We start from the raw sequence: 24609 nt of genomic DNA on the forward strand, positions 1-24609 counted from the left end.
ACGAAAAAAAACCGCCGCAGCGGTTTTTTTCGTGTGCCGTCCAGCCCTTATTTGGCGGGCTGCCAGCTGTCTTTCAGGGTGACGATGCGGTTGAAGACGGGCTTGCCCGGCTGGCTGTCGACCCGGTCGGCCGCAAAATAGCCGTGACGCTCGAACTGGAAGCGCTGTTCCGGCTGGGCCAGTTCCGTGCCCGGTTCCAGCCACGCCTGCACCACTTCCTTGGCCAGCGGATTCAAGGCCAGCTTGAAGTCCTTGCCGCCCGCGTCCGGCTGCGGGTCGGTAAACAGGCGGTCGTACAGGCGCACTTCGGCGGGAATGGCCGTCGGCGCGCTGACCCAGTGCATATTGCCCTTGACCTTGTAGTTGGCGCTGCCTTCCGTGCCCGACTTGCTGTCCGGGAAGTAGGTGCAATGCACGGCGATGACCTTGCCGTCCGCATCCTTGTCGTAGCCCGTGCACTCGATCACGTAGCCGTAGCGCAGGCGCACCTTGCTGCCCGGTTTGTCGTCGATCGGCGGATACAGGCGGAAGTAGCCCTTGTTCGGCACTTCCATGAAGTCGTCTTCCTCGATCCACAGCTCGCGCGAGATGGGGAAGGTGCGCAAGCCGCGCTCAGGGAAGTGCGGGTGCACGGGCGCCGTGCATTCCACGCTGTCGTTTTCAGGGAAATTGTCGATGATCAGTTTCAACGGACGCAGCACGGCCACCGAGCGGGGCGCCTTCGGGTCCAGGTCTTCGCGCAGGCAGCCTTCGAGCACGCTGTAGTCGATCCAGCCGTCGGATTTCGTCACGCCCGTGCGTTCGCACATCAATTGAATCGCTTCCGGCGTGTAGCCGCGGCGGCGCATGCCCACCAGGGTCGGCATGCGGGGGTCGTCCCAGCCGTCGACGATTTTTTCTTCCACCAGCTGGCGCAGCTTGCGCTTGCTGGTGACGATGTAGGTCAGGTTCAGGCGCGAGAATTCGAACTGGTGCGGCACCGGTTGCTGGAAGAAGCCGCCGGCCGACAGGGTTTCCAGCAGCCAGTCGTAGAACGGGCGGTGGTCCTGGAATTCCAGGGTGCAGATCGAATGCGTGATGTTTTCCAGCGCGTCCGAGATCGGGTGCGTGTAGTCGTACATCGGATAGATGCACCAGGCGTCGCCCGTGCGGTGGTGGTGCGCATGGCGGATGCGGTAGATGGCCGGGTCGCGCAAGTTCATGTTCGGCGAACTCATGGCATCTTCGCTCATCTTCGCGCGCAGAATGTGTTCGCCATCCTTGAACTGGCCCGCCTTCATGGCGCGGAACAGGGCCAGCGATTCGTCGCGCGGACGGTCGCGGAACGGCGAATTCTTGCCCGCCTGGCCGAAATTGCCCCGGTTGGCGGCCATGTCTTCGGCGCTCTGGCTGTCCACATAGGCAAAGCCGGCCGTGATCAGGTATTCGGCCATCGCGTACAGCTGGTCGAAATAGTCGCTCGCATAGTGCAGGTGGCTCTGGCCATCGGCATGCTTCGGTTCCCAGTCAAAGCCCAGCCATTTCACGCTGTCCATGATGGTGTCGACGTATTCCTGCTCTTCCTTTGCCGGGTTGGTGTCGTCGAAACGCAGGTTGCACTGGCCGGCGTAATCGCGCGCCAGGCCGAAGTTGACGCAGATCGACTTGGCGTGGCCCACGTGCAGGTAGCCGTTCGGCTCCGGCGGGAAACGCGTGATCACCTGGGGCAGGCCGGGACGCACATGGGCGCCGGCAGCCAGGTCGGCTTCGATGATGTTACGCAAGAAATTGGGCGCCAGCGCCGGCGCGGCGTTATTCGGTTTATCGTTGCTCATTGATCAATGCGGAAGAGTGACAGTAAAAAGCATTTTACCGTACCGCAAGCGCTTTATAAGCACGTATTTGCCCCCATTTCCCAGCATGCAAGCGACGCGGGCGCCGTTCTATAGGATAATTCGCCTTTAATTAGTAGAAAAACGTGACCCCGGAGCCTTTTATGGAAAATTTATATAACGTCCTCGGTGTCGCGCCCAATGCCAGCGACGATGAAATCAAGAAGGTTTACCGTTCGCTGGCCATGCGCTTCCACCCCGACCGCAACCAGGCCCCCGGCGCCGAGGCGCGCTTCAAGAGCGTCACCAAGGCGTATGAAATCCTGGCCGACCCGGCCAAGCGCGCCGAATACGACCAGAGCGTGAACCACCGCATCATCATCGATCCGGAAGCGGAAGCCTATGCCCTGTGGTGCGGCGTGTTCCGCCTCCACGGTACAGTATTACCTGCCGATTAAATCGATGCGGCCCGCATCAGCCGGCCAGAATTACTTGAAAAACAACAACAACGGCGCTGTTAGTCCAGCGCCGCGCATCACATTGGAAAGCACAGCATGAGAAGAGTACACCCTGAATTCGCGTATCAGTCGCGCGAGCTGGAAGGCCAGATCGAAGGCATCCTCGGCGACCCGCCGAACCGCAAGAACTATAAAAGCATGGTCGACGCGCTGGTGGGCGAATACGCGAGCGGCGGCGGCATCGAAGACGTGAACATGCTGGCCTTCGCGCTGGTCGACCACATCACCTTCAGCGACCCGAAAGGCTTGCTGGCCGAAAGCGAAGACTACGAATTCGGCGATACGGCCCGCGTGTTTTCCATGGCCGCCTGCGCTGCGCCGGAAGCGGCGAAGATGTACGCCGCCATCGAGGAAAGCTTCCCCGACCTGGCGCGCCAGGCCATCATCACGGCCTTCCTGCACAAGAATCCCCGCCTGTGGGACGACGACGACCAGTCGCTGGACCAGCTGGCCGCCAATGACGACGGCGACGACGAGCACGATGAAGACGAAGCGACCGACGATTTCGCCCAGATGTTTGACCAGGATGGAGATGACCATGGCAGATAATGACAAGCAAAATGCGGATCAAAAGAGCAATCTTCCCGCGCTGACGAAACAAGTCACGGAATTGGTGCTGTCCGGTTCGCTGGGCCACGCCGAGCAGGCGTTTGCCGACGCGGCCGACCAGTACGGCGATCTTGCCGTGGTGGAAGTGCTGAATGCCATCCCGCCGCAAGTGACGGCCCTGCACCTGGCCGGCTTCGACGGGGGCAAGATGTCGCTGGCGACCTTGCTGGTACCGCCGAAGGCCTGGGCCGACAGCCTGGCCTTCATCGCCGCCACCTGGAGCGACGACCAGATCGAGGATGATCCGGAACGCATCGCCGAAGCCCTGTTCGCGCACATCCACGGCGTGGTGTTTTCCACCGACGACGCCGAGCGCCGCCGCGAGCTGCTGCTCGAAGCGTCCGCCACCGACTGGGGCGCCACGGCGTTCGCCATCCTGTTCTCGATGGCGCCGAAGGAAATCCTCGAAGTGGCGGGCGAGATCGTCATCAAGGGACCGTACGTGACGGGCGTGACCTCGTCCGACAACGACGTCGTGCCGCTGGCCATTGAGCTGGCGCAAGCGAATGAAGACGGCTGGGACCGCTCGTTGTTCGAACTGTTCCCCGATTTCCGTCACAGCGCCGACCTGGCCGACGCGGAATACTCGGACGACCCGGACGAAGAGCCGACCATGTTGCAGCGCAGTACCAAGGAATTGCTGTACCGCCTGCGCAAGCAAGTGCCGAGCACGCGCAGCGCGCCGCGTTCCAGCACGCGCCGCAGCCTGGGCACGGGCATTTTCTCGTAATGAAAGCAGGGAACGTCTAATGCTGCCAGCAATTGTTGTAGAGAATCTTCCGCGCCTGGTGCGCGCCATCAAACTGTTGCCGGGCGACCCGCGCGAAGACGCGGCCCTGAACCTGGCCGATGAATTGACGGGCATCACGGCCATGGTGGCCGAGAAGTTCACGAATGAACGCACGGCCGACGGCATCCAGAAAGCGCTGTATTTGACGGTGGGCGGCGTGTCCTTGGGCCTGGAACAGGCCGTCACACATGAAGGCGACCAGGCCGCGCTCGATTTCCTCGTCGAGCACGGCGCCGAGCACGCGTTCCAGGTGGGCTTTCGCCTGATCAAGGAATTGTCGCAGCTGCCGGAAGACGCCCTCGTGGGCGAGTACGACCAGGACCCCGTCTACCTGCAGCGGCGCCTGCGCGAGCTGTTCATCGATATTTGCCAGGCCGACCCGAACCAGAACTGGGCCGGCTATGAAAAGTATGCGCTGCAGTTGCAACAGCGCAAGGAAGTGCAAGCCGTCGTGCGCCTGGCCGGCTGGCTGCGCCGCCACCACGACAATGGCCCCGTCAGCGACAGCGATTTGAATGCCGAGGGCGTCATCGCCCTGGCCATCATCTTCGCCATCGAAGGCGGCGGGCGCGTCATCGCGCGCACGGGGCAGAAGGAGTTCGAGCGCTTCGTGCGTTCCGTGCGCAAGAACAAGCCCGACTTCGAGGAAGGCTGGGCCGCCCTGGTGGCCAAGGTGCCCGTGCAGCATCACCCGGTGTTGCTCGACCGCATCGCTTCGTACCGCCGCAGCTGCACCGTCGTGCATAAAATCCTCACGCGGGCCAGCATGAAGAGCCTGTTCGAGGACCTGGAAAACTATGCGGGTTCGGAGCTGGACGCCGACTACTCGTAATGCAGTACGTGGGCTGGCGCCTGCCGGCCTACGCTCCCCCTTCCAGCGCCGCTTCCTCGGCCAGTTTCACGAACGCCGCCACCAGCGGCGACGTTTCTTCTTCCCTTTGCGCCAGTAACAGACTGGTCGTCGCCTGCGGGTCGTCGATCGGGCGGTAGCACACGCCATCCATGCGGATGCGGTCGAACGAGGCGGGCAGCACGGAAATACCGCAGCCGGCCGCCACCAGGCCGATGATGGTCGACGCCTCGCCCGCTTCCTGCGCCACCTGGGGCACGAAGCCGGCCGCCTTGCACAGGCGGAAGATCTGCGGATAAATCCCCGTGCCCGCATCCTTGGGATACATGACAAAACCTTCGCCCGCCATGTCGGCAATCGCGATGGCCTCCTTGGCCGCCAGCGCGTGGGCGACGGGCAGCACGAGGAACAGCGGGTCCTGGCGCAGTTGCGTCAGCTTGATATCGGAGGGATACGTCGTTTCCGGCGGGCGCACGAAGCCCAGGTCCATGGTCCGCCCCGAGATCGCTTCCAGCTGATGCAATGTCGCCATTTCGTGCAGGGTCAATGTGACGTGCGGAAAGAGCTGGCGGTAGCGGTTGATGACGGTGGCGAAATACGGCGTAAACGGCGTGGAAAAGGTAAAACCGATGCGCAATTCGCCCGCTTCGCCCCGCTGCGCCCGGCGCGCCGTCACGGCCGCCTGCTCCGACAGGGCCAGGATGCGCCGCGCATCGTCGAGGAACAGCGTGCCCGCTTGCGTCAGCCGCACGGAGCGCTTGTTGCGCTCGAACAACTGGGCGCCCAATTCCGCCTCCAGCGCCTGGATTTGCTGGCTTAGCGGCGGCTGGCCGATGTGCAGGCGCTCGGCCGCGCGCGTGAAGTGCAACTCCTCGGCGACGGCGACAAAGTAACGCAGGTGGCGCAGTTCCATATTCGTCCAGTAATCGTTTTAAAGTATGAGTTGGGTCTTAAATATATATTGGACGATATGAGTTGGCAATCCTAAGATGAAGACTCGCTTCTTTCACGAACACGGCCATGTCTGATTCATCGCTTGCCTTTGCCTCCGCCGCCACTCCGGCGCTTTCGCCTGCCGCTCCCGCTCCCCGCACGGCCATCGCCAAGGGTTCCATCGAATTCAAGCGCAGCAACCGCGCGCTGTTCTTCGGCGGTTTTTCCACCTTCAGCTTGCTGTATTGCATCCAGCCCCTGTTCCCGCTGCTGTCGCACCAGTTCCATCTGACGCCGGCGCAAAGCAGCTGGTCCCTGTCCGTGTCGAGCGGCTTGCTGGCCATCTCGCTGGTGCTGCTGAGCGCCGTGTCGGACCGGGTGGGACGCAAGCCGCTGATGGTGGCGTCGATGTTTTCCGCCGCAATATTGACCATTTTGTCCGCCTTCGCGCAGGATTATGCGCAGCTGCTGGCGATCCGCGCCGCGCTGGGCGTGGCCCTGGGCGGCATGCCGGCCGTGGCCATGGCTTACCTGGGCGAGGAAATCGAAGGGCCGTCGCTGGGCCTGTCGATGGGACTGTATATCGCCGGCAGCGCGTTTGGCGGCATGTCGGGACGGCTGGTGGCGTCCATGCTCAGCGATTTCCTGTCGTGGCGCTGGGCCCTGGGCGTGCTGGGCGTGGCCGGCGTGTTGGCGGCGGCGGAATTCTGGCGCAGCCTGCCCGCGTCGAAGAACTTCGTGCCCAGCACCAAGGGCTGGAATGCCTTGCCGCACGCGATCAGGCAGCATTTTTCGGATAAGGGCTTGCCGTGGCTGTTCTGCCTGGCGTTCGTGCTGATGGGCTGTTTCGTCAGCTTGTATAACTACATCGGCTACCGCCTGCTGGCCGCGCCCTTCGGCTTGCGCCAGAGCACGGTCGGCTTGCTGGCCTTTTTGTACCTGATCGGCATCTTCAGCTCCGTCTGGGCGGGCCGCCTGGTGGACCGCCTGGGGCGCCGGGGCGTGCTGTGGATCATGCTGTCGGTGATGCTGTCCGGCATTGTATTGACCCTGTTCGACTCGCTGCCGCTGATCGTCATCGGCATGGCGCTGGCCACCTTCGGCTTCTTTGCCTCGCACTCGATCGCCAGCAGCTGGGTCAGCCGCCGCGCCCGCGCGCCGCAGGCGCTGGCCTCGGCCTTTTATTTGCTGTTCTATTACCTGGGTTCCAGCCTGATCGGGTCCGCCTCGGGCATGATGTGGGGCTTCGACGGCTGGACGGGCGTGGTCGTCATGCTGGGCCTGTGCCTGGGCGGCGGCGTGCTGATCGCCTTGCGCCTGCGCCATTTGCAGCCGCTGGGCGCGCGCGAAGCCGTCGGCTGAGCGGTTATTTGGGACACATGCCGATCATCGTTTCCCCCTGCTTGCCCGCGCGCGTGGTCACGCACAAGGTGCCCAGCGCGCTGGTGATTTTATAGGTGCGGCTGCCTTTGGCCTCATTCGCGCCCACTTCCTCGATTTTTGAGGCCTCGTACCATTTCGGCGGCACGGCCGCGTAGGCCTCGGCAAATCCCTGCTGCATGCGCTTGAAGCCCGTGTCGTCGAATTTCTCCCCACCCCGTTGCGGGAATTCCTTGCGTAGCTCCTTGTCGATCTTGCCCACGTCGCGCTTGGCTTGCGCCAGGATGTCGGCCGCGCTGGGCGGCGCGACGACCGTGATCGCTTCCGGCATTGCGGGCGCCGGCGCCTGTTCGGCGGCGGGAACGGGCAAGGGGCGGCTGACGGGCGCCGGCATGGGCAGGCGCGGCGGGCGTGCGGCGGCCGGTTTTGCGTCGGGCAACGGTACGGGAACCGGCTTGGGCGGCACCGGGAGCGTGTGGCGCAGCCAGGCGATGGCCGGACCCTGCGGCAAGTGTTCATCCATGACGGCGCGGGGCCGCGACTGCCAGACGATATACGCAAAGCCAAGGTGCAGCAGGACGATCAGCAGCAGGCTGGGAGCGCGGCGGGGCAGGGTAGTTGGCGAGGTCATGGAGGACATGGTGGTTCAGGTACGCCAATGTATCTGAAGGATTTGATAATTATCTAAAATGTCACCAGTGCTTACAAAAAAGTGCCAGGTGGAAATTTCGATGCCATGGCGGCTGGCGGGGAACCCTGCGCCAGTCTGGTGATCCAACCCCGGACACCACGCGAACAGGAGATCATCATGATGCAAGTAAAGGAAGTGGCACGGCGCTTTGGCGCCATTGAACATGCGATCGGCCAGGCGGCCCAGCTGTGCGGCAAGCAGCAGGGCATGCCGATGGACTTGAAGGATTGCATCAACCAGCTGGACCAGCAAAAGAACGCCGTGCGGCAAGCCATCGACACGCAGGATGATGCGCGCATCCGGCAAGCCGTCGACCAGATGGAATCGCTGGGCGACCGCGCCAAGCGGGCATGCGGCACGGCGGCCAGCGTGACGCCGGAAATGAAGAGCGCCGTGCTCAAGGTGCATGATGAATTATCGGACTTGAAGCACCAGCTGCATTAACGGTTTTACATCTGGCGGAACAAATGGGCATATAGAGGGCTGACGCGCAGTTGCGCCGGATGCTGGCGCAGGGTCAGCGACAGCTTGCCGGCATCGTCGCGCACGGCCGTGGCGATGGCGCTGGCGTTGACGATGGTGCCCCGGTGGATTTGCCAGAATTGTTGCGGGTCCAGCTGGGGCAGCAACTCTTTCAGGCTCGTGCGTATCAGCGCTTCGCTGTCCTGGCACACGACGTTGATGTATTTGTCCAGCGCTTCGAAATACACGACGTCGGCCAGGGCGATCATGCGTACGCTGTTGCCGACGGCGGCCCGTATCATTTGCAGGCGCGGCGCGGGCGGCAGCATGGCTTGCAACTGGCTCAGCAGGCGGGCCATGTTGCCGTCGCTGGCGGACTCGGCTGCCGTGGCGGCTGGCGCAGTCGCTGGCGTTGGGCTTGCCGTAGCCGTAGCCGTAGCTGTAGCGTTGTTGTTGCCGCTGCCGCTGTCGCGCAAGCGTTGCTGCAGGCGTTCCACCGTCTTGCCCAGGCGCGCATCGTTGACGGGTTTTAAGACGTAATCGGCGGCCGCGTGTTCGAAGGCGGCCAGCGCGTATTCATCGTAGGCGGTGACAAACACGATGTGGGGGAAAGGCACGCCGTCCGGCCACTGTTCCGCCAGTTCCTCGGCCGCTTCCAGGCCCGTCTTGCCCGGCATCTTGATGTCGAGAAATAATATGTCGGGTTGCAGCGCCAGGCCTTGCCGCAAGGCTTCCACGCCGTTGGGGCAAGTGGCAACGATATCGAGCTCCGGCCACAGCCGTTGCAAGGCGTGCGCGAGGGCGGCGGCGAGGATGGGTTCGTCTTCGGCGATCAGGGCGCGCGGCGCGCGTGGGGTATGTGGGCTCATGCGAGGTGGCTCGTGATGGTGGGTGTGATGGTGGGTGGAAGGGGAAGTGTCAGGCGGGCGGTCGCGCCTGCCGGATGGTTGGCGGTCAGCGACAGGCTGGCGGCATCGCCATGCATGCCGTGCAGGCGTTCGCGGATATTCGCCACGCCCAGGTGGGTACCCTTGGTCTGGCCCGGATGGTCGAGGCCCAGGCCATCGTCGCTGACGGTGAGCAGCAGCACGCCAGCGTCCGTGGATGCCTGCACGTGGATGTGTCCGCCTTCGATCTTCGGTTCCAGGCCGTGCTGGATGGCGTTTTCCACCAGCGGTTGCAGCAGCATGGGGGGCACCTTGATCTGGCGCAAAGTGTCGGGCAAGTCCAGCGTAAAGCGCAGGCGCGCGCCCATGCGTATCGACATCAGGCCCAGGTAGGCTTGCATCAGGGAAAATTCCTGCTCCAGGGTGGTGGACCCGGCGCGCGAGGAAGAGAGGGTGGCGCGCAGATACTGGATCAGCTGGTCGAGCAGCAACTGGGCACGCTCCGGGTCAAAGCTGATCAGGCCCTGCAGGTTGGCCAGGGTGTTGAACAGCATGTGCGGCTCGATCTGCGCCTGCAGCAGCTGCAGCTGGGCTTGCATAGCCTGGCGCGCCACGGATTCGGCGCGGGCTTTTTCCTGGGCGGCTTCCATTTGCAGGCGGGCAATTTTTTCGCGGCTGGAGAAAAACAGCACGGCGCCGCCCGTGGCCAGCAGGGTGAATACGAGCGTGCTGATCATCTGGGTAGGCAGCAGGCTTTCGAAGCCGCCCACGTCCACGCCTGTCAGCCAGCTGAACAGGGTCAGGCCCAGCATTTGCGCCACGGGCACGGAAATGAGGATGATGAGCATGAAGGGCAGGAATTTCGGCCGCTGGCCTTCGCCCCACAGGGTCAGGCGCATGCCGTCGATCAGCAAGAAGGCGATCGTGCCGATGCACATCGAGGCGATCAGGTTTTGCCCGAAATGGCTGCCCGGATTGAGGATGAAGGTAATGACCAGCGCGCAAATCACGTTCAGCGCCAGCGCATAGCGCGCGTCGGGCAGCATGCGGTAGTACGGAGACCTGGCCTTGGCTGCTGGCGCTGCGGCGGATGGAGCGTCGGTTTTCATGTCGTTGTCTGCTGGTAGCGATGGAGCATTGTGTGCCAGCGCAAGCCTGGGCGCAACCGGGCTGCGACGAAACGGGGCTGGCGCGCCGCCATTCGCGGCGGAGGATCGCCAAACGGGGCCGCTTTACTTTTCAAGGCAGGCACGCAATAGTATGGCAAGACAGTCCATATCCATGGAATTGCTATAAAGGAAGCATCATGTGGCCTTATCCACGCACCCTGGCGCACCGCGGCGGCGGCACCCTGGCGCCTGAAAACACCCTGGCCGCCCTGCGTTGCGGCCTGGCCTACGGCTACCGCGCCGTGGAATTCGACGTCATGCTGGCGTCAGACGGCGTGCCCGTCGTCGTGCACGACCCCGAACTGGGCCGCACCGTGGCTGGCAGCGGCCTTGTCAACGATTACACGGCCGCGCAGCTGGGGGCGATGGAGGCGGGCGCCTGGTTCGGCACCGCTTTCGCGGGCGAAGGCGTGCCCACCTTCGCTGCCGTGGTGGATTACTGCAAGGCGCAGCGCATCTGGATGAATATCGAAATCAAGCCGGCGCCCGGCTTCGACATGCCGACAGGCAAGACCGTGGCGCTGGCCACGCGTGATCATTTTTCGCAGGAAATTGCTGCAGGGGAATTATTGCCGCTGTTGTCTTCTTTCAGCATTGCGGCGCTGGAGGCGGCGCGCCAGGCGGCCCCGGAACTGGCGCGCGGCTGGCTGGTCGAACAGATACCGGATGGCTGGGCGCGGACGGCCCGCGAACTGGGCGTGGTGGCGCTCCATTGCGACCACCAGCAGCTGACGCCGGAGTTGGCGGCTGCCGTGAAGGAAGAGGGATTGGGATTGTTTTGCTACACCGTCAACACCCCGGAACGGGCCAGCGAGCTGCTGGCCTGGGGGGTGGACGGGTTTTGTACGGACAGGATCGATCTGATCAAGGCAAGCTGACAACATTCAGCTCAACAGCGCCTGACAGAAGCGTAGCGAGCGGAAGTGAGATATGGCCGAGAAGCGCAGCTGTGCTACAGCACAGTGAGCATCGCAGGCCGTATGTCACGACGCGTAGTAGCTTATGTCAGGTGCTACTAGAACGTCACGCGCACGCCTGCTGCAATATTGCGCCCCGTCAAAGGCGCCGCATTCTTGATGAACGAGGTGTGGCTGTACGCCAGTTCATTCGTCAGGTTGTTCGCCTTGATGTAGAACTGGGCCGGCGTCGTGCCGATGCGCGTGTCGTAGTTGGCGGACAGGTTCAGCATGTTGTAGCCCGGCGTGGCCGTTTCGAACGCTGCCACTTTATCCTGCTTGCCCACGCGGTAGAACTCGGCCACGCCGCTCCATGCCTGCCAGTTGGCGTCGACCTTCACGCCGACGCGCTGGGCCGGGATGCGCGGCAAGTTGCCGCCACCGTCGGCCAGCTTGGCCCGCACGTAGTCGCCGAACACGCTGGCGCCGAACATAGGGTTCAATTGCTGGCGGATCTGGCCTTCCACGCCCGTGAAGGTTGCGTCGCGCTGCGCGTACTGGATCAGCTGGAAGCCTTCGTGGCTGTCCAGGGTGGAGCCGAAGATGTAATTATCCACCTTGTTGCGGTAGGCGCTGGCCGAGAAGGTCGTGGCGCCCGCGTATTTGCGCAAGGTCAAATCGATATTGTTCGACGTTTCCTTGCCCAGGTTTTGATTGCCCAGCTCATACGTGGCTGTCGCCATGTGCACGCCGTGCGCATACAGTTCTTCGGCGCTGGGCAGGCGGTGCGTGCGGGAAATGGTCGAACCGAGCGAATACTGGGGCGCGAATTTCCACACGGCGCCCAGGGAGATCGACGTGCCCTTGGCGCTGCGGTCTTGCAGGGTGGCGCTGTCGACGGTGATGTCTTGCCATTCGTGGCGCAAGCCCGCTTCGAAGCGCCATTGGTCGAGCTTGTATTCCTCGACCAGGAAGGCTGCGTGTTTCTTCGTTACCGTCGGCGCCACGTACGCTTCTTCGCCCAGGGCGGAGAAATCGCGCTTCGACGTTTGCAGGCCCACCACGCCGCGCCAGCCGAAGACGGGATGGTGTTCCATTTCCAGCCGTGCATCGTGGCCCTTGTTCTTGAAGGTGGTGGCGATTTCCGTGCCTTCGATTTCATCGTGCTTGTAATCGGTAAACGAAGCGCGCAGGCGCAGCTTGGCGAAGCCGGGCACGGGGTCGCGCAATTCGCCGCGCACGTCCCAGCGCTCGCTTTTCAGTTTCACGTAGGGAACGGCGCCATCTTCGTGGTCATGGTCGTGTTCTTCCTCATCGCCATGGCCGTGGCCTTCGTGGCCGCCGCAATGCAGATGCGTGCCGTGCGGGTGGCAGCTTTCGAATTCGTGGTTGTGGCCAGGCAAGCCGTATTCCGCATGCTGGCTCGTGAAGGCCAGGCCCAGGAAGCCGCGCTGTCCCACCCACGACACGCCCACGCTGCCCGTGTCCGTCTTGTTGTAGCTGCCGCCTACTTTCGAGCCGCCTTCCCAGCCGCTGCCGACCTTGTATTCCTTCGCGTCGCGCTTGACGCCTTCCGCGTGGAAGGCGATGTTGCCGGAGCCGCCAGTCACTTCAAAGGCGCCCGCCCTTTCGCGCGCGGCCGAGTTGGCGCGCACTTCCGCGCTGCCTTCAAAGCCTTTTGCCGGCACGCGCGTGGGGATTTTCTTGTCGATCACATTGACGACGCCACCGACGGCGCCGCCGCCGTAGGCCAGCGCGGACGGGCCGCGCAAGACTTCGATCTGTTCCGACAGCATCGGTTCGGCCGCGACGGCATGATCGGGGCTGATGGTCGACGCGTCCTGCACCTCGGCGCCGTCGGACAGTACTTTCACGCGCGGGCCATCCATGCCGCGGATGATGGGACGGCTGGCGCCGGCGCCGAAATGGCTGGACGTGATGCCGGGCTGGCCGGCCAGGGTTTCGCCCAGGGTCGCTTCGCGGGCGCGCACCAGTTCCTCGCCTTCGAGCACGGTGACGGGCGTGCTCATGTCGTCGCTGCCCAGGGCCAGGGCACTGGCCGAGACGGTCACGGCGGGCAAGGTTGTCGCCTGCTGCGCCACGGCGCTGGCAGGGGCGGCAAAGGCCAGCATGATGGCCAGCGCGAGGGGAGTGGGTTGGTGAGGACGGACGGACATGGGCAAGAATTCCTTTATCGGCGATCGGTTTGACGGGTCGGGGCAGGCCATTGCCGGATGGGGTGGCTGCCAGAAGATGATAATGATAACCCATTATCATTACTGTGTGACAGTTTTTCCGGGCAGGGGAGTCAGGCGGATGGTGTATTCTGTCGGCTATGGAACGCACAACACGTCAAAAAACCGCTATTCAAGCCGCCATCGAGTCGGCCCAGCGCCCCTTGTCGGCGCAGGAAATCCTCGAACAGGCCAGCTTGCAAGTGACGCAGCTGGGCATCGCCACCGTTTACCGCAACTTGAAATCGCTGGTGCTGGAAGAAAAGGTGCACGTGGTGACCTTGCCGGGTGAAAATCCGCGCTATGAGTCGAACACGGCCGCCAATCACCACCACCACCATTTCCAGTGCACCACGTGCCAGCGCGTGTTCGACGTGCATGATTGCCCAGGCGACTTGAAGCGCATGGCGCCGCAAGGCTTTGTCGTCGAGCGCCACGAACTGACCCTGTACGGCCGCTGCGCCGACTGCAATGCGGCCGCCGGCGCCACGGCCACGGCGGGGAGCGCCGTAGTTGCCACCACTGTGCACGCCTGCGCCAGCCACCACGACCCGGCCTGAGCGGGCAGGTTGTCGATGTTGGCACGGGCGCAACAATGCCCTGGCCCGCCGTCATTGCCGTACCCCATATCACGTATAATCTTCCCTTTAAAGCTGCCGCCACTCTTTGCCAAAAAAACATGAAATCAACTGAAATCCGCGACAAGTTCCTCAAATTTTTCGAGTCCAAGGGCCATTCCATCGTCCGTTCCAGCTCCCTGGTGCCAGGCAACGATCCGACCTTGCTGTTGACGAACAGCGGCATGGTGCAATTCAAGGATGTGTTTACGGGCACGGACAGCCGTCCGTACACGCGTGCCACTTCCGTGCAGCGCTGCGTGCGCGCCGGCGGCAAGCACAACGACCTGGAAAACGTCGGCTACACGGCGCGTCACCACACTTTCTTTGAAATGCTGGGCAACTTCAGCTTCGGCGACTATTTCAAGCGCGACGCGATTCAATACGCGTGGGAACTGCTGACCAAGGTATATGGCTTGCCGGCCGATAAGCTGACCGTCACCGTGTACATCGAAGATGACGAAGCGTACGATATCTGGGCGAAAGAAATTGGCGTGCCAACCGAGCGCATCATCCGCATCGGCGACAACAAGGGCTCGCGCTACGCGTCGGACAATTTCTGGCAGATGGCGGACACGGGCCCATGCGGTCCATGCACGGAAATCTTCTACGACCACGGCGCCGACATTCCTGGCGGCCCACCGGGCTCGCCTGACGAAGATGGCGACCGCTTCATTGAAATCTGGAACCTGGTGTTCATGCAGTTCAACCGCGATGAAGCGGGCGTCATGCACAAGTTGCCGAAGCCATGCGTCGACACGGGCATGGGCATGGAGCGCCTGGCCGCCGTGCTGCAGCACGTGCATTCGAACTATGAAATCGACCTGTTCCAGCACCTGATCAAGGCTGCCGCGCGCGAAACGGGCGCCACCGACCTGGAAAACAAGTCGCTGCGCGTGATCGCCGACCACATCCGCGCCGCCGCCTTCATGATCGTCGACGGCATCATCCCGGGCAGCGAAGGCCGCGCGTATGTATTGCGCCGCATCATCCGCCGCGCCTTGCGCCATGGCCACAAGCTGGGCCAGACGAAACCGTTCTTCTACAAGCTGGTGGCTGACCTCGCCATCGAGATGGGCGGTGCCTATCCGGAGCTGGAAGAAGCGAAAGACAACGTCGCCAACATGCTGAAGGCCGAGGAAGAGCGTTTCGGCGAAACTCTGGAAACGGGCATGAAAGTGCTGGAAGCGCAGCTGGCCAAGGATGCCACGGGCATCGACGGCGCCACCGCCTTCACCCTGTACGAAACCTACGGCTTCCCGCCGGACCTGACGGCCGACATCTGCCGCGAACGCGACATCACGTTCGACCAGGCCGGCTACGACGCGGCCCTGAAGGAAAGCCAGGAATTGTCGCGCAAGGGCGGCAAGACGCACAAGGACAGCAAGGTCGAGTACACGGGCGAGAAAAACACCTTCGTCGGCTACGATCAATTGACGTTCAGCAGCAAGGTCGTCGCGCTGTACGCGGCCGGCACGCCCGTGCAGGAACTGAAAGCCGGTGAAGCGGGCATCGTCGTGCTCGACACCACGCCGTTCTACGCGGAATCGGGTGGCCAGGTGGGCGACCAGGGCGTGATTTCCTCGGGCGCGGGCAGCTTTGCCGTCAGCGACACCCTGAAAATCCAGGCCGACGTGTTTGGCCACCACGGCGTGCTGGAATCGGGCGCGCTGAAGGTGGGCGACGCCGTTTCGGCACAAGTCGACACGGCCAAGCGCGCGCGCACCATCCGCAACCACTCGGCCACGCACTTGATGCACAAGGCCTTGCGCGAAGTGCTGGGCAGCCACGTGGCGCAAAAGGGTTCGCTGGTCGACCCCGATAAAACCCGTTTCGACTTCAGCCACAACGCACCGATGACGGCAGAGCAAATCGCCGCCGTGGAAACCATTGTCAATAAAGAGATCCTGGAAAACCGCGCCACGCAAGCGCACCTGATGTCGTTTGACGATGCTGTCAAGCATGGCGCGATGGCCCTGTTCGGCGAGAAATACGGCGACGAAGTGCGCGTGCTCGACATCGGCAGCTCGAAAGAGCTGTGCGGCGGCGTCCACGTGCAGCGCACGGGCGACATCGGCTTGTTCAAGATCATAGCCGAAAGCGGCGTGGCCGCCGGCATCCGCCGCGTGGAAGCCGTGACGGGCGAGGGCGCGCTGGCGCTGGTGCAAACCATCAACCGCCGCTTGGTCGAGGCGGCCAATGCCCTGAAGGCGCAGCCGGAAGAGCTCACTGCCCGCATCGGCCAGGTGCAGGACCACGTGAAGGCGCTGGAGAAGGAGTTGGCTGCCTTGAAATCGAAACTGGCGTCGGGCCAGGGCGATGAACTGGTCACGCAAGCCGTCGATGTCAACGGCATCAAGGTGCTCGCAGCCGTGCTGGACGGCGCCGACGTGGCCCGCTTGCGCGAAACCATGGACAAGCTGAAGGACAAGCTGAAAACGGCCGCCATCGTGCTGGCCAGCGTGGCCGACGGCAAGGTCAGCCTGATCGCCGGCGTCACGGCCGACGCGACTGGCAAGGTCAAAGCGGGCGAGCTGGTGAACTTCGTTGCACAGCAAGTGGGCGGAAAAGGCGGCGGACGCCCCGATATGGCGCAAGCGGGCGGCACCGATCCGAGCGGCCTGGCGAACGCCCTGGCCGGCGTGCCGGCCTGGGTCGGCGAACGCGCGAAATAAGGCGTAAGCTAGGCTCCATGCGGGGTTTTCGCCCCACAGCCCCTTGAAAACGGCCCGCAGACGGTGTTTGCGGGCCGTTTTGCCGTGTGGAATCTCGTTGTGACACCACAACAGCCGATGAACTATTTTGGTGCAGCGCGTCAATGCCCCTGATTTAGAGTAGTATGTCGAAAATCAGTACAACAAAAATGGCGGGATATTGATGATGAGCGACACACTACTTGATACCGAGATTATGGAATTTCATAAAGAACTCGACGCGCGGGGCTTGAATTGCCCCTTGCCGATTCTGAAGGCGAAAAAGGCTTTGTCAGAGCTGCAGAGCGGGGAAGTGCTGCGCATCATGGCAACCGATCCCGGTTCCGTGCGCGACTTCCAGGCTTTTGCCAAGCAAACGGGCAATGCCCTGCTGTCGCATGTGCAGACGGGTACCGAATTCGTCTTCCTGATGCAACGCAAATAATTCTGCCAGCCGGGGCCGCCGTGGCGCGGCCTGGTGAATACCCTGCCGTGTGCGTCACTTTCGTGCCCTTTTGCTGCCTTGCAGCGTAGCGGCGGACTCCCCTGAAATCGTCAAAGCTGGACAGTTTAGATGGATTGCTCTAACAAAAAATCGCACGATCGTGCTTAAATTCGGTTCAAGATTCAAATTTCTCTTATAATCGAACGCACAATCAGCACTTGATCCGTCATTTTTATAATTTCCCAAAGGCATAGCTATGAAAGTCTTGGTACCCGTCAAACGCGTGGTCGACTATAACGTCAAAGTCCGCGTCAAGAGTGACGGCACTGGCGTCGATACCGCCAACGTCAAAATGTCGATGAACCCTTTCGATGAGATCGCGCTGGAAGAAGCGATGCGCCTGAAAGAAGCCGGCAAGGTCACTGAAGTGGTCGCCATCTCCTGCGGCGTGACGCAGTGCCAGGAAACCCTGCGCACGGCCATGGCCATCGGCGCCGACCGCGGCATCCTGGTGGAAACGACGACTGAACTGGAACCGCTGGCCGTGGCCAAGCTGGTCAAGTCCCTGGCCGAGAAAGAACAGCCGCAACTGATCATCCTGGGCAAGCAAGCCATCGATGACGACAGCAACCAGACCGGCCAGATGCTGGCAGCCCTGCTGGGTTGGCCGCAAGCCACGTTCGCCTCGAAAGTCGTGCTGGAAGACGGTAAAGTCACCGTCACGCGCGAAGTCGATGGCGGCCTGGAAACCCTGGCATTGACCTTGCCAGCGATCATCACCACGGACCTGCGCCTGAACGAGCCACGCTATGTGACCTTGCCGAACATCATGAAGGCCAAGAAAAAGCCGCTCGAGACCGTCAAGCCGGAAGACCTGGGCGTCGATGTTGCGCCACGCCTGAAGACCCTGAAAGTCGTCGAGCCAGCCAAGCGCTCGGCCGGCATCAAGGTCCCGGACGTCGCTACCTTGGTCGCCAAGCTGCGTACCGAAGCCAAAGTCATCTAAGCGGCTTTGCCGTCTACCCAGAACAATTACAGGACATATCATGGTCGCATTAGTTATTGCTGAACACGACAACGCTACCTTAAAGGGCAGCACCCACCACACCGTGACCGCGGCTGCCCAGTGCGGCGGCGACGTGCACGTGCTCGTCGCAGGCTCGAACGCATCGGCTGCTGCCGCTGCCGCCGCGCAAATCGCCGGCGTGACGAAAGTCATCGTCGCCGACGCGCCATATTTTGCCGACGGCCTGGCCGAAAACGTGGCCGAGCAAGTGCTGGCCATCGCCGGCAACTACAGCCACATCCTGGCGCCAGCCACCGCCTACGGCAAGAACATCCTGCCGCGCGTGGCCGCCAAGCTGGACGTCGCGCAAATCTCGGAAATCACCAAGGTCGATTCGCCGGACACCTTCGAGCGCCCGATCTACGCCGGTAACGCCATTGCCACCGTGCAATCTGGCGACAAGGTCAAGGTCATCACCGTGCGCACCACCGGTTTCGACGCCGCTGCCGCCACCGGCGGTTCGGCTGCCACGGAAACCGTTGCCGCCGTCGCCGACGCCGGCAAGTCCGCCTTCGTGGGCCGCGAACTGGCCAAGTCCGACCGCCCTGAACTGACCGCCGCGAAAATCATCGTGTCGGGCGGCCGTGGCATGGGTTCGGCGGAAAACTTCCACATCCTGGAACCGCTGGCCGACAAGCTGGGCGCCGCCATGGGTGCTTCGCGCGCCGCCGTCGACGCCGGCTTCGTGCCGAACGATTGGCAAGTGGGCCAGACGGGCAAGATCGTCGCGCCATCGCTGTACATCGCCGTCGGTATCTCGGGCGCGATCCAGCATCTGGCCGGCATGAAAGATTCGAAGACCATCGTCGCCATCAACAAGGATCCGGAAGCGCCGATCTTTGCCGTGGCCGACTACGGCATCGTGGGCGATCTGTTCGAGATCGTGCCGCAACTGGTCAAAGAACTGGGTTAAGTCACACCCCTTTCGGTTTTGTTACTGACAAAGCCACGCCGGCCCGCCCCACACGGCGAGCCGCGCGTGGCTTTTTTCTTGGAGAAAAGAAGATGAGCTATCAAGCCCCGCTGAAAGACATGTTGTTCGTGATGAACGAACTGGCCGGCCTGGCCGAAATCCACACCTTACCCGGCTGCGAAGACGCCACGCCCGACACGGCCGAAGCCGTGCTGGAAGAGAACGCCAAGTTCTGCGGCGGCGTGGTGGCCCCCTTGAACGGCCCCAGCGATAAGGAGCCGAGCTTCTGGCACGACGGGCAGGTCACGACGTCGAAAGGCTTCAAGGACGCGTTCAAGGCGTATGGCGAAGCGGGCTGGCAGGGCGTGCAGCATCCGACGGAATTCGGCGGCCAGGGCTTGCCCAAGCTGCTGGCCACGCCTTGCATCGAAATGCTCAACTCGGCCAGCATCTCGTTCGCCCTGGTGGCCTTGCTGTCGGACGGCGCCATCGAAGCGCTGCTGACGGCCGGCAGCGACGAGCAAAAGGCGGTGTATCTGGAAAACCTGGTGTCGGGCAAGTGGACGGGCACCATGAACCTGACGGAGCCGCAAGCCGGTTCCGACCTGGCCGCCGTGCGCACGCGCGCCGTGCCGCGGGACGATGGCACGTATAAAGTCTTCGGCACGAAGATTTTCATCACGTATGGCGAACACGACATGGCGGAAAACATCGTCCACCTGGTGCTGGCCCGCACGCCGGACGCGCCCGCCGGCGTGAAAGGCATTTCGCTGTTCATCGTGCCGAAATTCCTCGTCAATCTTGACGGCAGCCTGGGCGCACGTAACGACGCCCATTGCGTGTCGATCGAGCACAAGCTGGGCATCAAGGCCAGCCCGACGGCGGTATTGCAGTTCGGCGACCACGGCGGCGCCATCGGCACCCTGGTGGGCGAGGAAAACCGCGGCCTCGAATACATGTTCATCATGATGAACGCGGCCCGCTTCGGCGTGGGCTTGCAAGGCATCGGCCTGGCCGAGCGCGCCTACCAGCAAGCCGTGGCGTTCGCCAAGGACCGCGTGCAGTCGCGCGACCTGGCCGGTTCGCCTGGTCCCGTCTCCATCATCCACCACCCGGACGTGCGCCGCATGCTGATGTCGATGCGCTCGCAAACGGAGGCGGCGCGCGCGCTGGCCTACGTGGGCGCGGCCATCAGCGACGTGGCGCACCACCATCCGGACGCGGAAGTGCGTGCGGAAAGCCTGGCGACGTATGAATACCTGGTGCCCGTCATCAAGGGTTGGGCCACGGAAATGTCGCAAGACGTCACGCGCGACGGCGTGCAAGTGCATGGCGGCATGGGTTTCATTGAAGAAACAGGCGCCGCCCAGCATTACCGCGACGCCAAGATTCTCACCATTTACGAAGGCACGACGGCCATCCAGGCGAACGACCTTGTGGGCCGCAAGACGGTGCGCGATGGCGGCGCCGTGGCGAAAGCCATCATCGCCCAGGTGCGCGCCACGGAAGCCCAGCTGGGCGAACTGTCCGGCGCCGACTTCCAGGCCATGCAGCGCCACCTGGCCGAAGGCAGCGCCGCGCTGGAAGCCGTAGTCGAGTATGTGGTGGCGAACATGAAGACGGATATCAAGGCCGTGTTCGCGGGCAGCGTGCCCTATTTGAAACTGGCCGGCATCGTGCTGGGCGGCTGGCAAATGGCCCGTGCGGCCGTGGTGGCGCAGCAAAAGCTGGGTGAGGGCAGCGGCGACGCTTCGTTCTACAAGGCAAAAATCGCCACGGCGCGCTTCTTTGCCGACCACATCCTGTCACAGGCGCCAGGCTTGCGCGCCACCATCATCGATGGCAGCGCGGGCGTGATGGCCTTGTCGGAAGAGCAGTTTTAAGTTGAAACTTGGCCGGCGCAAGCTGGCTGAATGCAAAAAAGCGCTGGAGATCACTCTCCAGCGCTTTTTTTTACTCTTTCAAAAGCTTATCTTCTGGCGATGCCGTTGCCCGAATTGCGTACGAGGTCGCCAGCGGCCAGGCCAGGGTCCTGGTCAAACGCGAAGTCAGCCTTGGCGCCCGTTTCGTACTGCACGGTAACGGTCCACACCTTGCTGTTTTTCATGTGGCCTTCGACTTGCTTGCCCGCGAAAGCGCCGCCGGCGGCGCCGGCCAGGGTGGCCAGGTCCTTGCCGCGTCCGCCGCCAACCTGGCGGCCCAGCAGGGCGCCGGCCACGCCGCCGCCGATCATGCCCAGCGCGCCGCCTTCGCCCGCTTTTTCAGCGACGTTGACTGCCAGCACCTTGCCGCACTCGGCGCAGATCTGTTGCTGGGCTGGTTTGCTGTTCTGGCCCGCATACGAATTGCCCGCCTTTTGCGCGGCCTTGGCATTGATGATGGCCTGGTCGTATTCGCCCTTGGCGTCGCGCAGGCATTGCATGCGGGCTTTCGAGCTGGTTTCTTCTGCGCACAGTTTCTTGTCGTCCGCATAGCGCGTGTTGGCTTGCTTGGTGTCGTAGGCGTATTGCGCTTTCGGCGACAGGTTTTGCGCGAAGGCGGAGGTGCTGAACAGGGCCGTGACGGCGACTGCGAGGATGAGTGGGCGACGAATCATGATCTTCTCCTAGGGGGTGTTGAATGTGCCAGTAATGTCGGCATTGTGAATGCAGTATAGAGGAAAATCATGATTGCTTACCAACACTTACATGTGCGTGCGGCAGGCGCGATCCGATGCTATTTCCGGGTGGAAATTAACCGTAGGCGCCGCCTGTATACAGCAAGTCGAACAGGCGCGCCATGGTGGCGATCAGCACGCCTGCGCCTAGCATCAAGGTAGCGACCAGCACCACGGCCAGGGGCCAGCCCGTGTCCGACTGGCGGCTGGAGGTGGCGTTGTAGCGCGCGTCCCACTTGTCGTCCGGCATCAGGCCCAGCACCAGCGCTTCCAGGAAACCGCCCAGGGCGGACAGGGTCAGCGGCAATATCTGGTAAAACCAGTCCGCTTCGGGAAACAGCTGGCGCAGCAGCAGCGAGGCGGGCAGGGCGGCCAGGTGTAGCCAGCCCCAGCGGTCCCTGGCGCCGTGCAGGTAGAAGCGGTGGGCGCCCAGCATGCCCAGCAGGAAGGCCAGCAGTGTCGTGAAGGCCTTGTTCTTGTGCGACTGTTGCAAAATGGTAGCGGTGGTCATGGGATTCCAGAGTTGCTCATCGGTAAAGATTGCCAGTATCGGTCATTGCTTGCCGCAACGATAGCACTTTCCGGCAGCGTTCAGGCGATGCTGTCGTGCAATATCAACGCCTGGACGTGGCATGGCAGGCACGATAGACGCACGCGCCTATTGCGTCTTCGGCCATGACTGGTCATAATGTTTGATTAGCCCAAATTACACGCCCGTCATCATAACGCTTGCTGCCTGGCGGTAAAGCGCGCTATAATTTGCGGCTTTTTCCGCCTCAGCACACTTTTTGGAAATATTATGGTCGTTATTCGTTTAGCTCGTGGAGGCGCCAAGAAGCGCCCGTTCTTCAACATCGTCGCTACTGACTCGCGCAATCGCCGCGATGGTCGCTTCATTGAGCGTATCGGTTTTTACAACCCGATGGCGCAAGGTGGCGAAGTTCCACTGCGTATCACCGCAGACCGTCTGGCCTACTGGCAAGGCGTTGGCGCACAATTGTCGCCAACCGTTGCTCGCCTGGTAGCTAGCAACAACAAAGCAGCAGCTTAATTAGATCACTGGTTTGACGGTCAAGACTGCATCCGGGGTGAAAGTCCCCGATGACCTGGTACAGGTAGGCTATGTCTCCGGTGCTTATGGCATTGCTGGCGGGGTCAGGATCACTCCTTTCTCCGACGACGCGGATGCATTATTAAGCGTCAAAACCTGGTGGTTTGATAAACCGACCTTGCATGATGTTCAAGTCAGGCAAGCGAAGTTACACGGCGGCGACGTCGTGGCCCAGCTGGTGGGTGTGGTCGGGCGGGATGCCGCAGAAGCGCTGAAAGGCGTCTCTGTGCAAATTCCGCGTAGCCATTTCCCGACGCTGTCGGCCGATGAATTTTATTGGTCCGATCTGATCGGACTGACAGTCGAGAATTTGCAAGGCGAGTGCCTCGGCACAGTGCACGACATGATGAGCAATGGTCCGCAGTCGATCTTGCGCGTTACGCCCGTCGCCACTGCCGATGAGACCGTTGAAAAGGCGCCTGAGCGCCTGATCCCGTTTGTTGGCCAGTTTGTCATTAACGTTGACAAGGCTGCCAGCAAGATCACGGTCGACTGGGGCCTCGATTATTAAACCGCCTGCGCTTAACTTTGCGCCGGGCAAACTTTGCAGGATGGTGAGCGATGCAATTTGATGTCGTGACCCTGTTCCCGGAAATGTTTGCCGCGCTGACGCAGTCGGGTGTGACCCGGCGCGCCTTCGAGCAGGGGAAATGTGGCTTGTCGCTGTGGAATCCCCGCGATTTCACCACCGACAATCACCGTACCGTGGATGACCGCCCGTATGGCGGCGGCCCTGGCATGGTGATGATGGCCCGTCCCCTCGAAGCGACAATTAATGCCGCGAAGCAACGTCAGTCCGATCTCGGCCTGGCGGCGCCCCGCGTGGTGTTCATGTCGCCGCAAGGCCGTCCGCTGACGCACGAGCGCGTCACGCAGTTGAAAGCCGAACCCGGTTTGGTGATCCTGTGCGGCCGCTATGAAGCCGTGGACCAGCGTTTGCTGGACCGTTGCGTCGACGAAGAAATCAGCGTCGGCGACTTCGTCCTGTCGGGCGGCGAGCTGCCCGCCATGGCGCTGATGGATGCGGTGATCCGCCTGTTGCCGGGTGTCTTGAACACCGAGGCATCGGCCATCGAGGACAGCTTCGTCAATGGCTTGCTCGATTCGCCGCACTACACGCGGCCGGAAAGCTATGAAGGCATGGCCGTGCCGCCCGTCTTGATGGGTGGCAATCATGCCGAGATCGTCAAGTGGCGCCGCCAGCGCATGCTGGAAGCGACCGCGACAAAGCGGCCTGACCTGCTGGTCAGTGCGCGCGCCGCCGGCTTGCTCAGCAAGACCGACGAAAAATTCCTGGCCAGCCTGTAAACCGTCCTCGGACGGCCAGCAGGGTGGCTTTGCAGTGCCGGGCATGTTGCCCAAATTGGTAATACCCATCCTCTACCGGGCGGATAGCACGCTATCCACAGTGCGCCGGCATGATGGTTTTCGGAGTTATAAAAATGGACTTGATTCAACAATTAGAGCAAGAAGAGATCGCCCGTCTGGGTAAATCGATTCCTGACTTCGCACCAGGCGATACCGTTATCGTCAGCGTCAACGTAGTCGAAGGCACGCGCAAGCGCGCCCAGGCTTACGAAGGCGTCGTTATCTCCCGTCGTAACCGTGGCCTGAACTCGAACTTCATCGTTCGCAAGATCTCGTCCGGCGAAGGCGTTGAGCGTACGTTCCAACTGTACTCGCCGCTGATCGCTTCGATCGAAGTGAAACGCCGTGGTGATGTTCGCCGCGCCAAGCTGTACTATCTGCGTGAGCGTTCGGGTAAATCGGCGCGTATCAAAGAAAAATTGCCAAATCGCCGCGTTGTGGCGAAAGCAAGCGCGTAATATCAGCGTCTGCGTTGGGAAAAGGGGTGCCTCTCGGCGCCCCTTTTTTATT

Annotated in this window: 25 protein-coding genes; 17 read left to right on the forward strand and 8 right to left on the reverse strand. The window is 62.3% G+C overall.

From position 1 onward, the window contains the following. Positions 1-47: 47 nt before the first annotated feature. On the reverse strand, positions 48-1814 hold the full coding sequence (locus O0881_RS24185; RefSeq protein ID WP_289913383.1) for a glutamine--tRNA ligase/YqeY domain fusion protein: 1767 nt from the start codon (positions 1812-1814) through the stop codon (positions 48-50). A gap of 161 nt (positions 1815-1975) precedes the next feature. Here O0881_RS24185 and O0881_RS24190 point away from each other — a divergent pair, with 161 nt between their 5' ends. The 4 genes from O0881_RS24190 to O0881_RS24205 all read left to right on the forward strand — a co-directional run bounded on the left by O0881_RS24190 (position 1976) and on the right by O0881_RS24205 (position 4560). Then, positions 1976-2269, forward strand: coding sequence for a DnaJ domain-containing protein (locus O0881_RS24190; RefSeq protein WP_010395442.1), 294 nt, complete (start codon positions 1976-1978; stop codon positions 2267-2269). Positions 2270-2365: 96 nt separating this feature from the next. Then, a complete protein-coding gene (locus O0881_RS24195) occupies positions 2366-2878 on the forward strand; it encodes a hypothetical protein (protein ID WP_034781751.1) in 513 nt (170 codons plus the stop codon). Further along, a complete protein-coding gene (locus O0881_RS24200; RefSeq protein ID WP_034781755.1) occupies positions 2868-3668 on the forward strand; it encodes a hypothetical protein in 801 nt (266 codons plus the stop codon). Before O0881_RS24195 ends, O0881_RS24200 begins: the two co-directional genes overlap by 11 nt. Before the next feature lie 19 nt (positions 3669-3687). Continuing rightward, complete coding sequence (locus O0881_RS24205; protein WP_077400518.1) at positions 3688-4560, forward strand: hypothetical protein; 873 nt, start codon at positions 3688-3690, stop codon at positions 4558-4560. A gap of 28 nt (positions 4561-4588) precedes the next feature. Here the strand turns inward: O0881_RS24205 and O0881_RS24210 are convergent, their stop codons facing one another. After that, positions 4589-5491, reverse strand: coding sequence for a LysR family transcriptional regulator (locus tag O0881_RS24210; RefSeq protein ID WP_077400521.1), 903 nt, complete (start codon positions 5489-5491; stop codon positions 4589-4591). A gap of 107 nt (positions 5492-5598) precedes the next feature. Here O0881_RS24210 and O0881_RS24215 point away from each other — a divergent pair, with 107 nt between their 5' ends. Further along, entirely contained in the window at positions 5599-6873 is a 1275-nt protein-coding gene (locus O0881_RS24215; RefSeq protein WP_289913384.1) for an MFS transporter, read from the forward strand. Between the two features lie 4 nt (positions 6874-6877). Here the strand turns inward: O0881_RS24215 and O0881_RS24220 are convergent, their stop codons facing one another. Continuing rightward, positions 6878-7531: a hypothetical protein gene (locus tag O0881_RS24220; protein WP_289913385.1), complete on the reverse strand. Its 654-nt coding sequence runs from the start codon at positions 7529-7531 to the stop codon at positions 6878-6880. 168 nt (positions 7532-7699) lie between these two features. On the opposite strand from O0881_RS24220, the gene O0881_RS24225 reads away from it, so the two are divergent. After that, positions 7700-8026 (forward strand): hypothetical protein, encoded by a 327-nt coding sequence (locus O0881_RS24225; RefSeq protein ID WP_070257487.1) that lies wholly within the window; start codon positions 7700-7702, stop codon positions 8024-8026. Positions 8027-8031: 5 nt separating this feature from the next. On the opposite strand, the gene O0881_RS24230 is transcribed toward O0881_RS24225, so the two are convergent. Both O0881_RS24230 and O0881_RS24235 read right to left on the reverse strand, forming a co-directional pair. Further along, complete coding sequence (locus tag O0881_RS24230) at positions 8032-8913, reverse strand: LytTR family DNA-binding domain-containing protein (RefSeq protein WP_289913386.1); 882 nt, start codon at positions 8911-8913, stop codon at positions 8032-8034. Continuing rightward, on the reverse strand, positions 8910-10040 hold the full coding sequence (locus O0881_RS24235; RefSeq protein ID WP_289913387.1) for a histidine kinase: 1131 nt from the start codon (positions 10038-10040) through the stop codon (positions 8910-8912). Before O0881_RS24235 ends, O0881_RS24230 begins: the two co-directional genes overlap by 4 nt. Before the next feature lie 197 nt (positions 10041-10237). Between O0881_RS24235 and ugpQ the strand changes: the two genes are divergently transcribed. Further along, positions 10238-10978 carry a glycerophosphodiester phosphodiesterase gene (ugpQ, locus tag O0881_RS24240; RefSeq protein ID WP_289913388.1) on the forward strand — a complete coding sequence of 247 codons (741 nt, stop codon included), beginning with the start codon at positions 10238-10240 and terminating at the stop codon, positions 10976-10978. A gap of 137 nt (positions 10979-11115) precedes the next feature. Here ugpQ and O0881_RS24245 read toward each other — a convergent pair whose 3' ends face one another. Next, positions 11116-13173 carry a TonB-dependent receptor gene (locus O0881_RS24245; RefSeq protein WP_289913389.1) on the reverse strand — a complete coding sequence of 686 codons (2058 nt, stop codon included), beginning with the start codon at positions 13171-13173 and terminating at the stop codon, positions 11116-11118. A gap of 158 nt (positions 13174-13331) precedes the next feature. On the opposite strand from O0881_RS24245, the gene O0881_RS24250 reads away from it, so the two are divergent. The 6 genes from O0881_RS24250 to O0881_RS24275 all read left to right on the forward strand — a co-directional run bounded on the left by O0881_RS24250 (position 13332) and on the right by O0881_RS24275 (position 20847). Continuing rightward, complete coding sequence (locus tag O0881_RS24250; protein ID WP_289899931.1) at positions 13332-13790, forward strand: transcriptional repressor; 459 nt, start codon at positions 13332-13334, stop codon at positions 13788-13790. Positions 13791-13909: 119 nt separating this feature from the next. Beyond that, the gene (gene alaS / locus O0881_RS24255) at positions 13910-16522 is read left to right on the forward strand and encodes an alanine--tRNA ligase (protein WP_099665215.1); all 2613 of its coding nucleotides are present in this window, start codon (positions 13910-13912) and stop codon (positions 16520-16522) included. A gap of 235 nt (positions 16523-16757) precedes the next feature. Next, on the forward strand, positions 16758-16985 hold the full coding sequence (locus tag O0881_RS24260; RefSeq protein ID WP_010395510.1) for a sulfurtransferase TusA family protein: 228 nt from the start codon (positions 16758-16760) through the stop codon (positions 16983-16985). Positions 16986-17241: 256 nt separating this feature from the next. Then, the gene (locus O0881_RS24265; RefSeq protein ID WP_034759884.1) at positions 17242-17991 is read left to right on the forward strand and encodes an electron transfer flavoprotein subunit beta/FixA family protein; all 750 of its coding nucleotides are present in this window, start codon (positions 17242-17244) and stop codon (positions 17989-17991) included. 40 nt (positions 17992-18031) lie between these two features. Then, positions 18032-18964 carry an FAD-binding protein gene (locus O0881_RS24270; protein WP_077400542.1) on the forward strand — a complete coding sequence of 311 codons (933 nt, stop codon included), beginning with the start codon at positions 18032-18034 and terminating at the stop codon, positions 18962-18964. A gap of 92 nt (positions 18965-19056) precedes the next feature. Then, the gene (locus O0881_RS24275; RefSeq protein WP_289913390.1) at positions 19057-20847 is read left to right on the forward strand and encodes an acyl-CoA dehydrogenase; all 1791 of its coding nucleotides are present in this window, start codon (positions 19057-19059) and stop codon (positions 20845-20847) included. An 86-nt stretch (positions 20848-20933) separates the two neighbouring features. Here O0881_RS24275 and O0881_RS24280 read toward each other — a convergent pair whose 3' ends face one another. Further along, a complete protein-coding gene (locus O0881_RS24280) occupies positions 20934-21560 on the reverse strand; it encodes a glycine zipper 2TM domain-containing protein (RefSeq protein ID WP_099665213.1) in 627 nt (208 codons plus the stop codon). Positions 21561-21696: 136 nt separating this feature from the next. Then, positions 21697-22131, reverse strand: coding sequence for an NINE protein (locus O0881_RS24285; RefSeq protein WP_289913391.1), 435 nt, complete (start codon positions 22129-22131; stop codon positions 21697-21699). A 288-nt stretch (positions 22132-22419) separates the two neighbouring features. Here O0881_RS24285 and rpsP point away from each other — a divergent pair, with 288 nt between their 5' ends. The 4 genes from rpsP (at position 22420) to rplS (ending at position 24557) form a co-directional block, all read left to right on the forward strand. Continuing rightward, positions 22420-22671 carry a 30S ribosomal protein S16 gene (gene rpsP / locus O0881_RS24290; protein ID WP_010395524.1) on the forward strand — a complete coding sequence of 84 codons (252 nt, stop codon included), beginning with the start codon at positions 22420-22422 and terminating at the stop codon, positions 22669-22671. Between the two features lie 13 nt (positions 22672-22684). Then, complete coding sequence (rimM, locus tag O0881_RS24295; protein ID WP_077400554.1) at positions 22685-23242, forward strand: ribosome maturation factor RimM; 558 nt, start codon at positions 22685-22687, stop codon at positions 23240-23242. Between the two features lie 50 nt (positions 23243-23292). Continuing rightward, the gene (gene trmD, locus O0881_RS24300; protein ID WP_251349893.1) at positions 23293-24039 is read left to right on the forward strand and encodes a tRNA (guanosine(37)-N1)-methyltransferase TrmD; all 747 of its coding nucleotides are present in this window, start codon (positions 23293-23295) and stop codon (positions 24037-24039) included. Between the two features lie 134 nt (positions 24040-24173). Further along, complete coding sequence (gene rplS / locus O0881_RS24305; protein WP_035825414.1) at positions 24174-24557, forward strand: 50S ribosomal protein L19; 384 nt, start codon at positions 24174-24176, stop codon at positions 24555-24557. Positions 24558-24609 lie beyond the last annotated feature (52 nt).

This window comes from Janthinobacterium sp. SUN100 (genome assembly GCF_030397705.1).
In the GTDB taxonomy this organism is placed as follows: domain Bacteria; phylum Pseudomonadota; class Gammaproteobacteria; order Burkholderiales; family Burkholderiaceae_D; genus Janthinobacterium; species Janthinobacterium kumbetense.

What these genes read in the sequence shown, in the direction of transcription:
- O0881_RS24185 (WP_289913383.1), bottom strand. Translation starts at nt 1,814, where the DNA reads ATGAGCAACGATAAACCGAATAACGCCGCGCCGGCGCTGGCGCCCAAT.
- ugpQ (WP_289913388.1), top strand. Translation starts at nt 10,238, where the DNA reads ATGTGGCCTTATCCACGCACCCTGGCGCACCGCGGCGGCGGCACCCTG.
- O0881_RS24275 (WP_289913390.1), top strand. Translation starts at nt 19,057, where the DNA reads ATGAGCTATCAAGCCCCGCTGAAAGACATGTTGTTCGTGATGAACGAA.
- O0881_RS24195 (WP_034781751.1), top strand. Translation starts at nt 2,366, where the DNA reads ATGAGAAGAGTACACCCTGAATTCGCGTATCAGTCGCGCGAGCTGGAA.
- rpsP (WP_010395524.1), top strand. Translation starts at nt 22,420, where the DNA reads ATGGTCGTTATTCGTTTAGCTCGTGGAGGCGCCAAGAAGCGCCCGTTC.
- O0881_RS24220 (WP_289913385.1), bottom strand. Translation starts at nt 7,531, where the DNA reads ATGTCCTCCATGACCTCGCCAACTACCCTGCCCCGCCGCGCTCCCAGC.
- O0881_RS24270 (WP_077400542.1), top strand. Translation starts at nt 18,032, where the DNA reads ATGGTCGCATTAGTTATTGCTGAACACGACAACGCTACCTTAAAGGGC.
- O0881_RS24215 (WP_289913384.1), top strand. Translation starts at nt 5,599, where the DNA reads ATGTCTGATTCATCGCTTGCCTTTGCCTCCGCCGCCACTCCGGCGCTT.
- O0881_RS24260 (WP_010395510.1), top strand. Translation starts at nt 16,758, where the DNA reads ATGGAATTTCATAAAGAACTCGACGCGCGGGGCTTGAATTGCCCCTTG.
- O0881_RS24225 (WP_070257487.1), top strand. Translation starts at nt 7,700, where the DNA reads ATGATGCAAGTAAAGGAAGTGGCACGGCGCTTTGGCGCCATTGAACAT.
- O0881_RS24250 (WP_289899931.1), top strand. Translation starts at nt 13,332, where the DNA reads ATGGAACGCACAACACGTCAAAAAACCGCTATTCAAGCCGCCATCGAG.
- O0881_RS24200 (WP_034781755.1), top strand. Translation starts at nt 2,868, where the DNA reads ATGGCAGATAATGACAAGCAAAATGCGGATCAAAAGAGCAATCTTCCC.
- O0881_RS24280 (WP_099665213.1), bottom strand. Translation starts at nt 21,560, where the DNA reads ATGATTCGTCGCCCACTCATCCTCGCAGTCGCCGTCACGGCCCTGTTC.
- O0881_RS24245 (WP_289913389.1), bottom strand. Translation starts at nt 13,173, where the DNA reads ATGTCCGTCCGTCCTCACCAACCCACTCCCCTCGCGCTGGCCATCATG.
- trmD (WP_251349893.1), top strand. Translation starts at nt 23,293, where the DNA reads ATGCAATTTGATGTCGTGACCCTGTTCCCGGAAATGTTTGCCGCGCTG.
- O0881_RS24285 (WP_289913391.1), bottom strand. Translation starts at nt 22,131, where the DNA reads ATGACCACCGCTACCATTTTGCAACAGTCGCACAAGAACAAGGCCTTC.
- O0881_RS24190 (WP_010395442.1), top strand. Translation starts at nt 1,976, where the DNA reads ATGGAAAATTTATATAACGTCCTCGGTGTCGCGCCCAATGCCAGCGAC.
- O0881_RS24265 (WP_034759884.1), top strand. Translation starts at nt 17,242, where the DNA reads ATGAAAGTCTTGGTACCCGTCAAACGCGTGGTCGACTATAACGTCAAA.
- O0881_RS24205 (WP_077400518.1), top strand. Translation starts at nt 3,688, where the DNA reads ATGCTGCCAGCAATTGTTGTAGAGAATCTTCCGCGCCTGGTGCGCGCC.
- O0881_RS24210 (WP_077400521.1), bottom strand. Translation starts at nt 5,491, where the DNA reads ATGGAACTGCGCCACCTGCGTTACTTTGTCGCCGTCGCCGAGGAGTTG.
- O0881_RS24235 (WP_289913387.1), bottom strand. Translation starts at nt 10,040, where the DNA reads ATGAAAACCGACGCTCCATCCGCCGCAGCGCCAGCAGCCAAGGCCAGG.
- O0881_RS24230 (WP_289913386.1), bottom strand. Translation starts at nt 8,913, where the DNA reads ATGAGCCCACATACCCCACGCGCGCCGCGCGCCCTGATCGCCGAAGAC.
- rplS (WP_035825414.1), top strand. Translation starts at nt 24,174, where the DNA reads ATGGACTTGATTCAACAATTAGAGCAAGAAGAGATCGCCCGTCTGGGT.
- alaS (WP_099665215.1), top strand. Translation starts at nt 13,910, where the DNA reads ATGAAATCAACTGAAATCCGCGACAAGTTCCTCAAATTTTTCGAGTCC.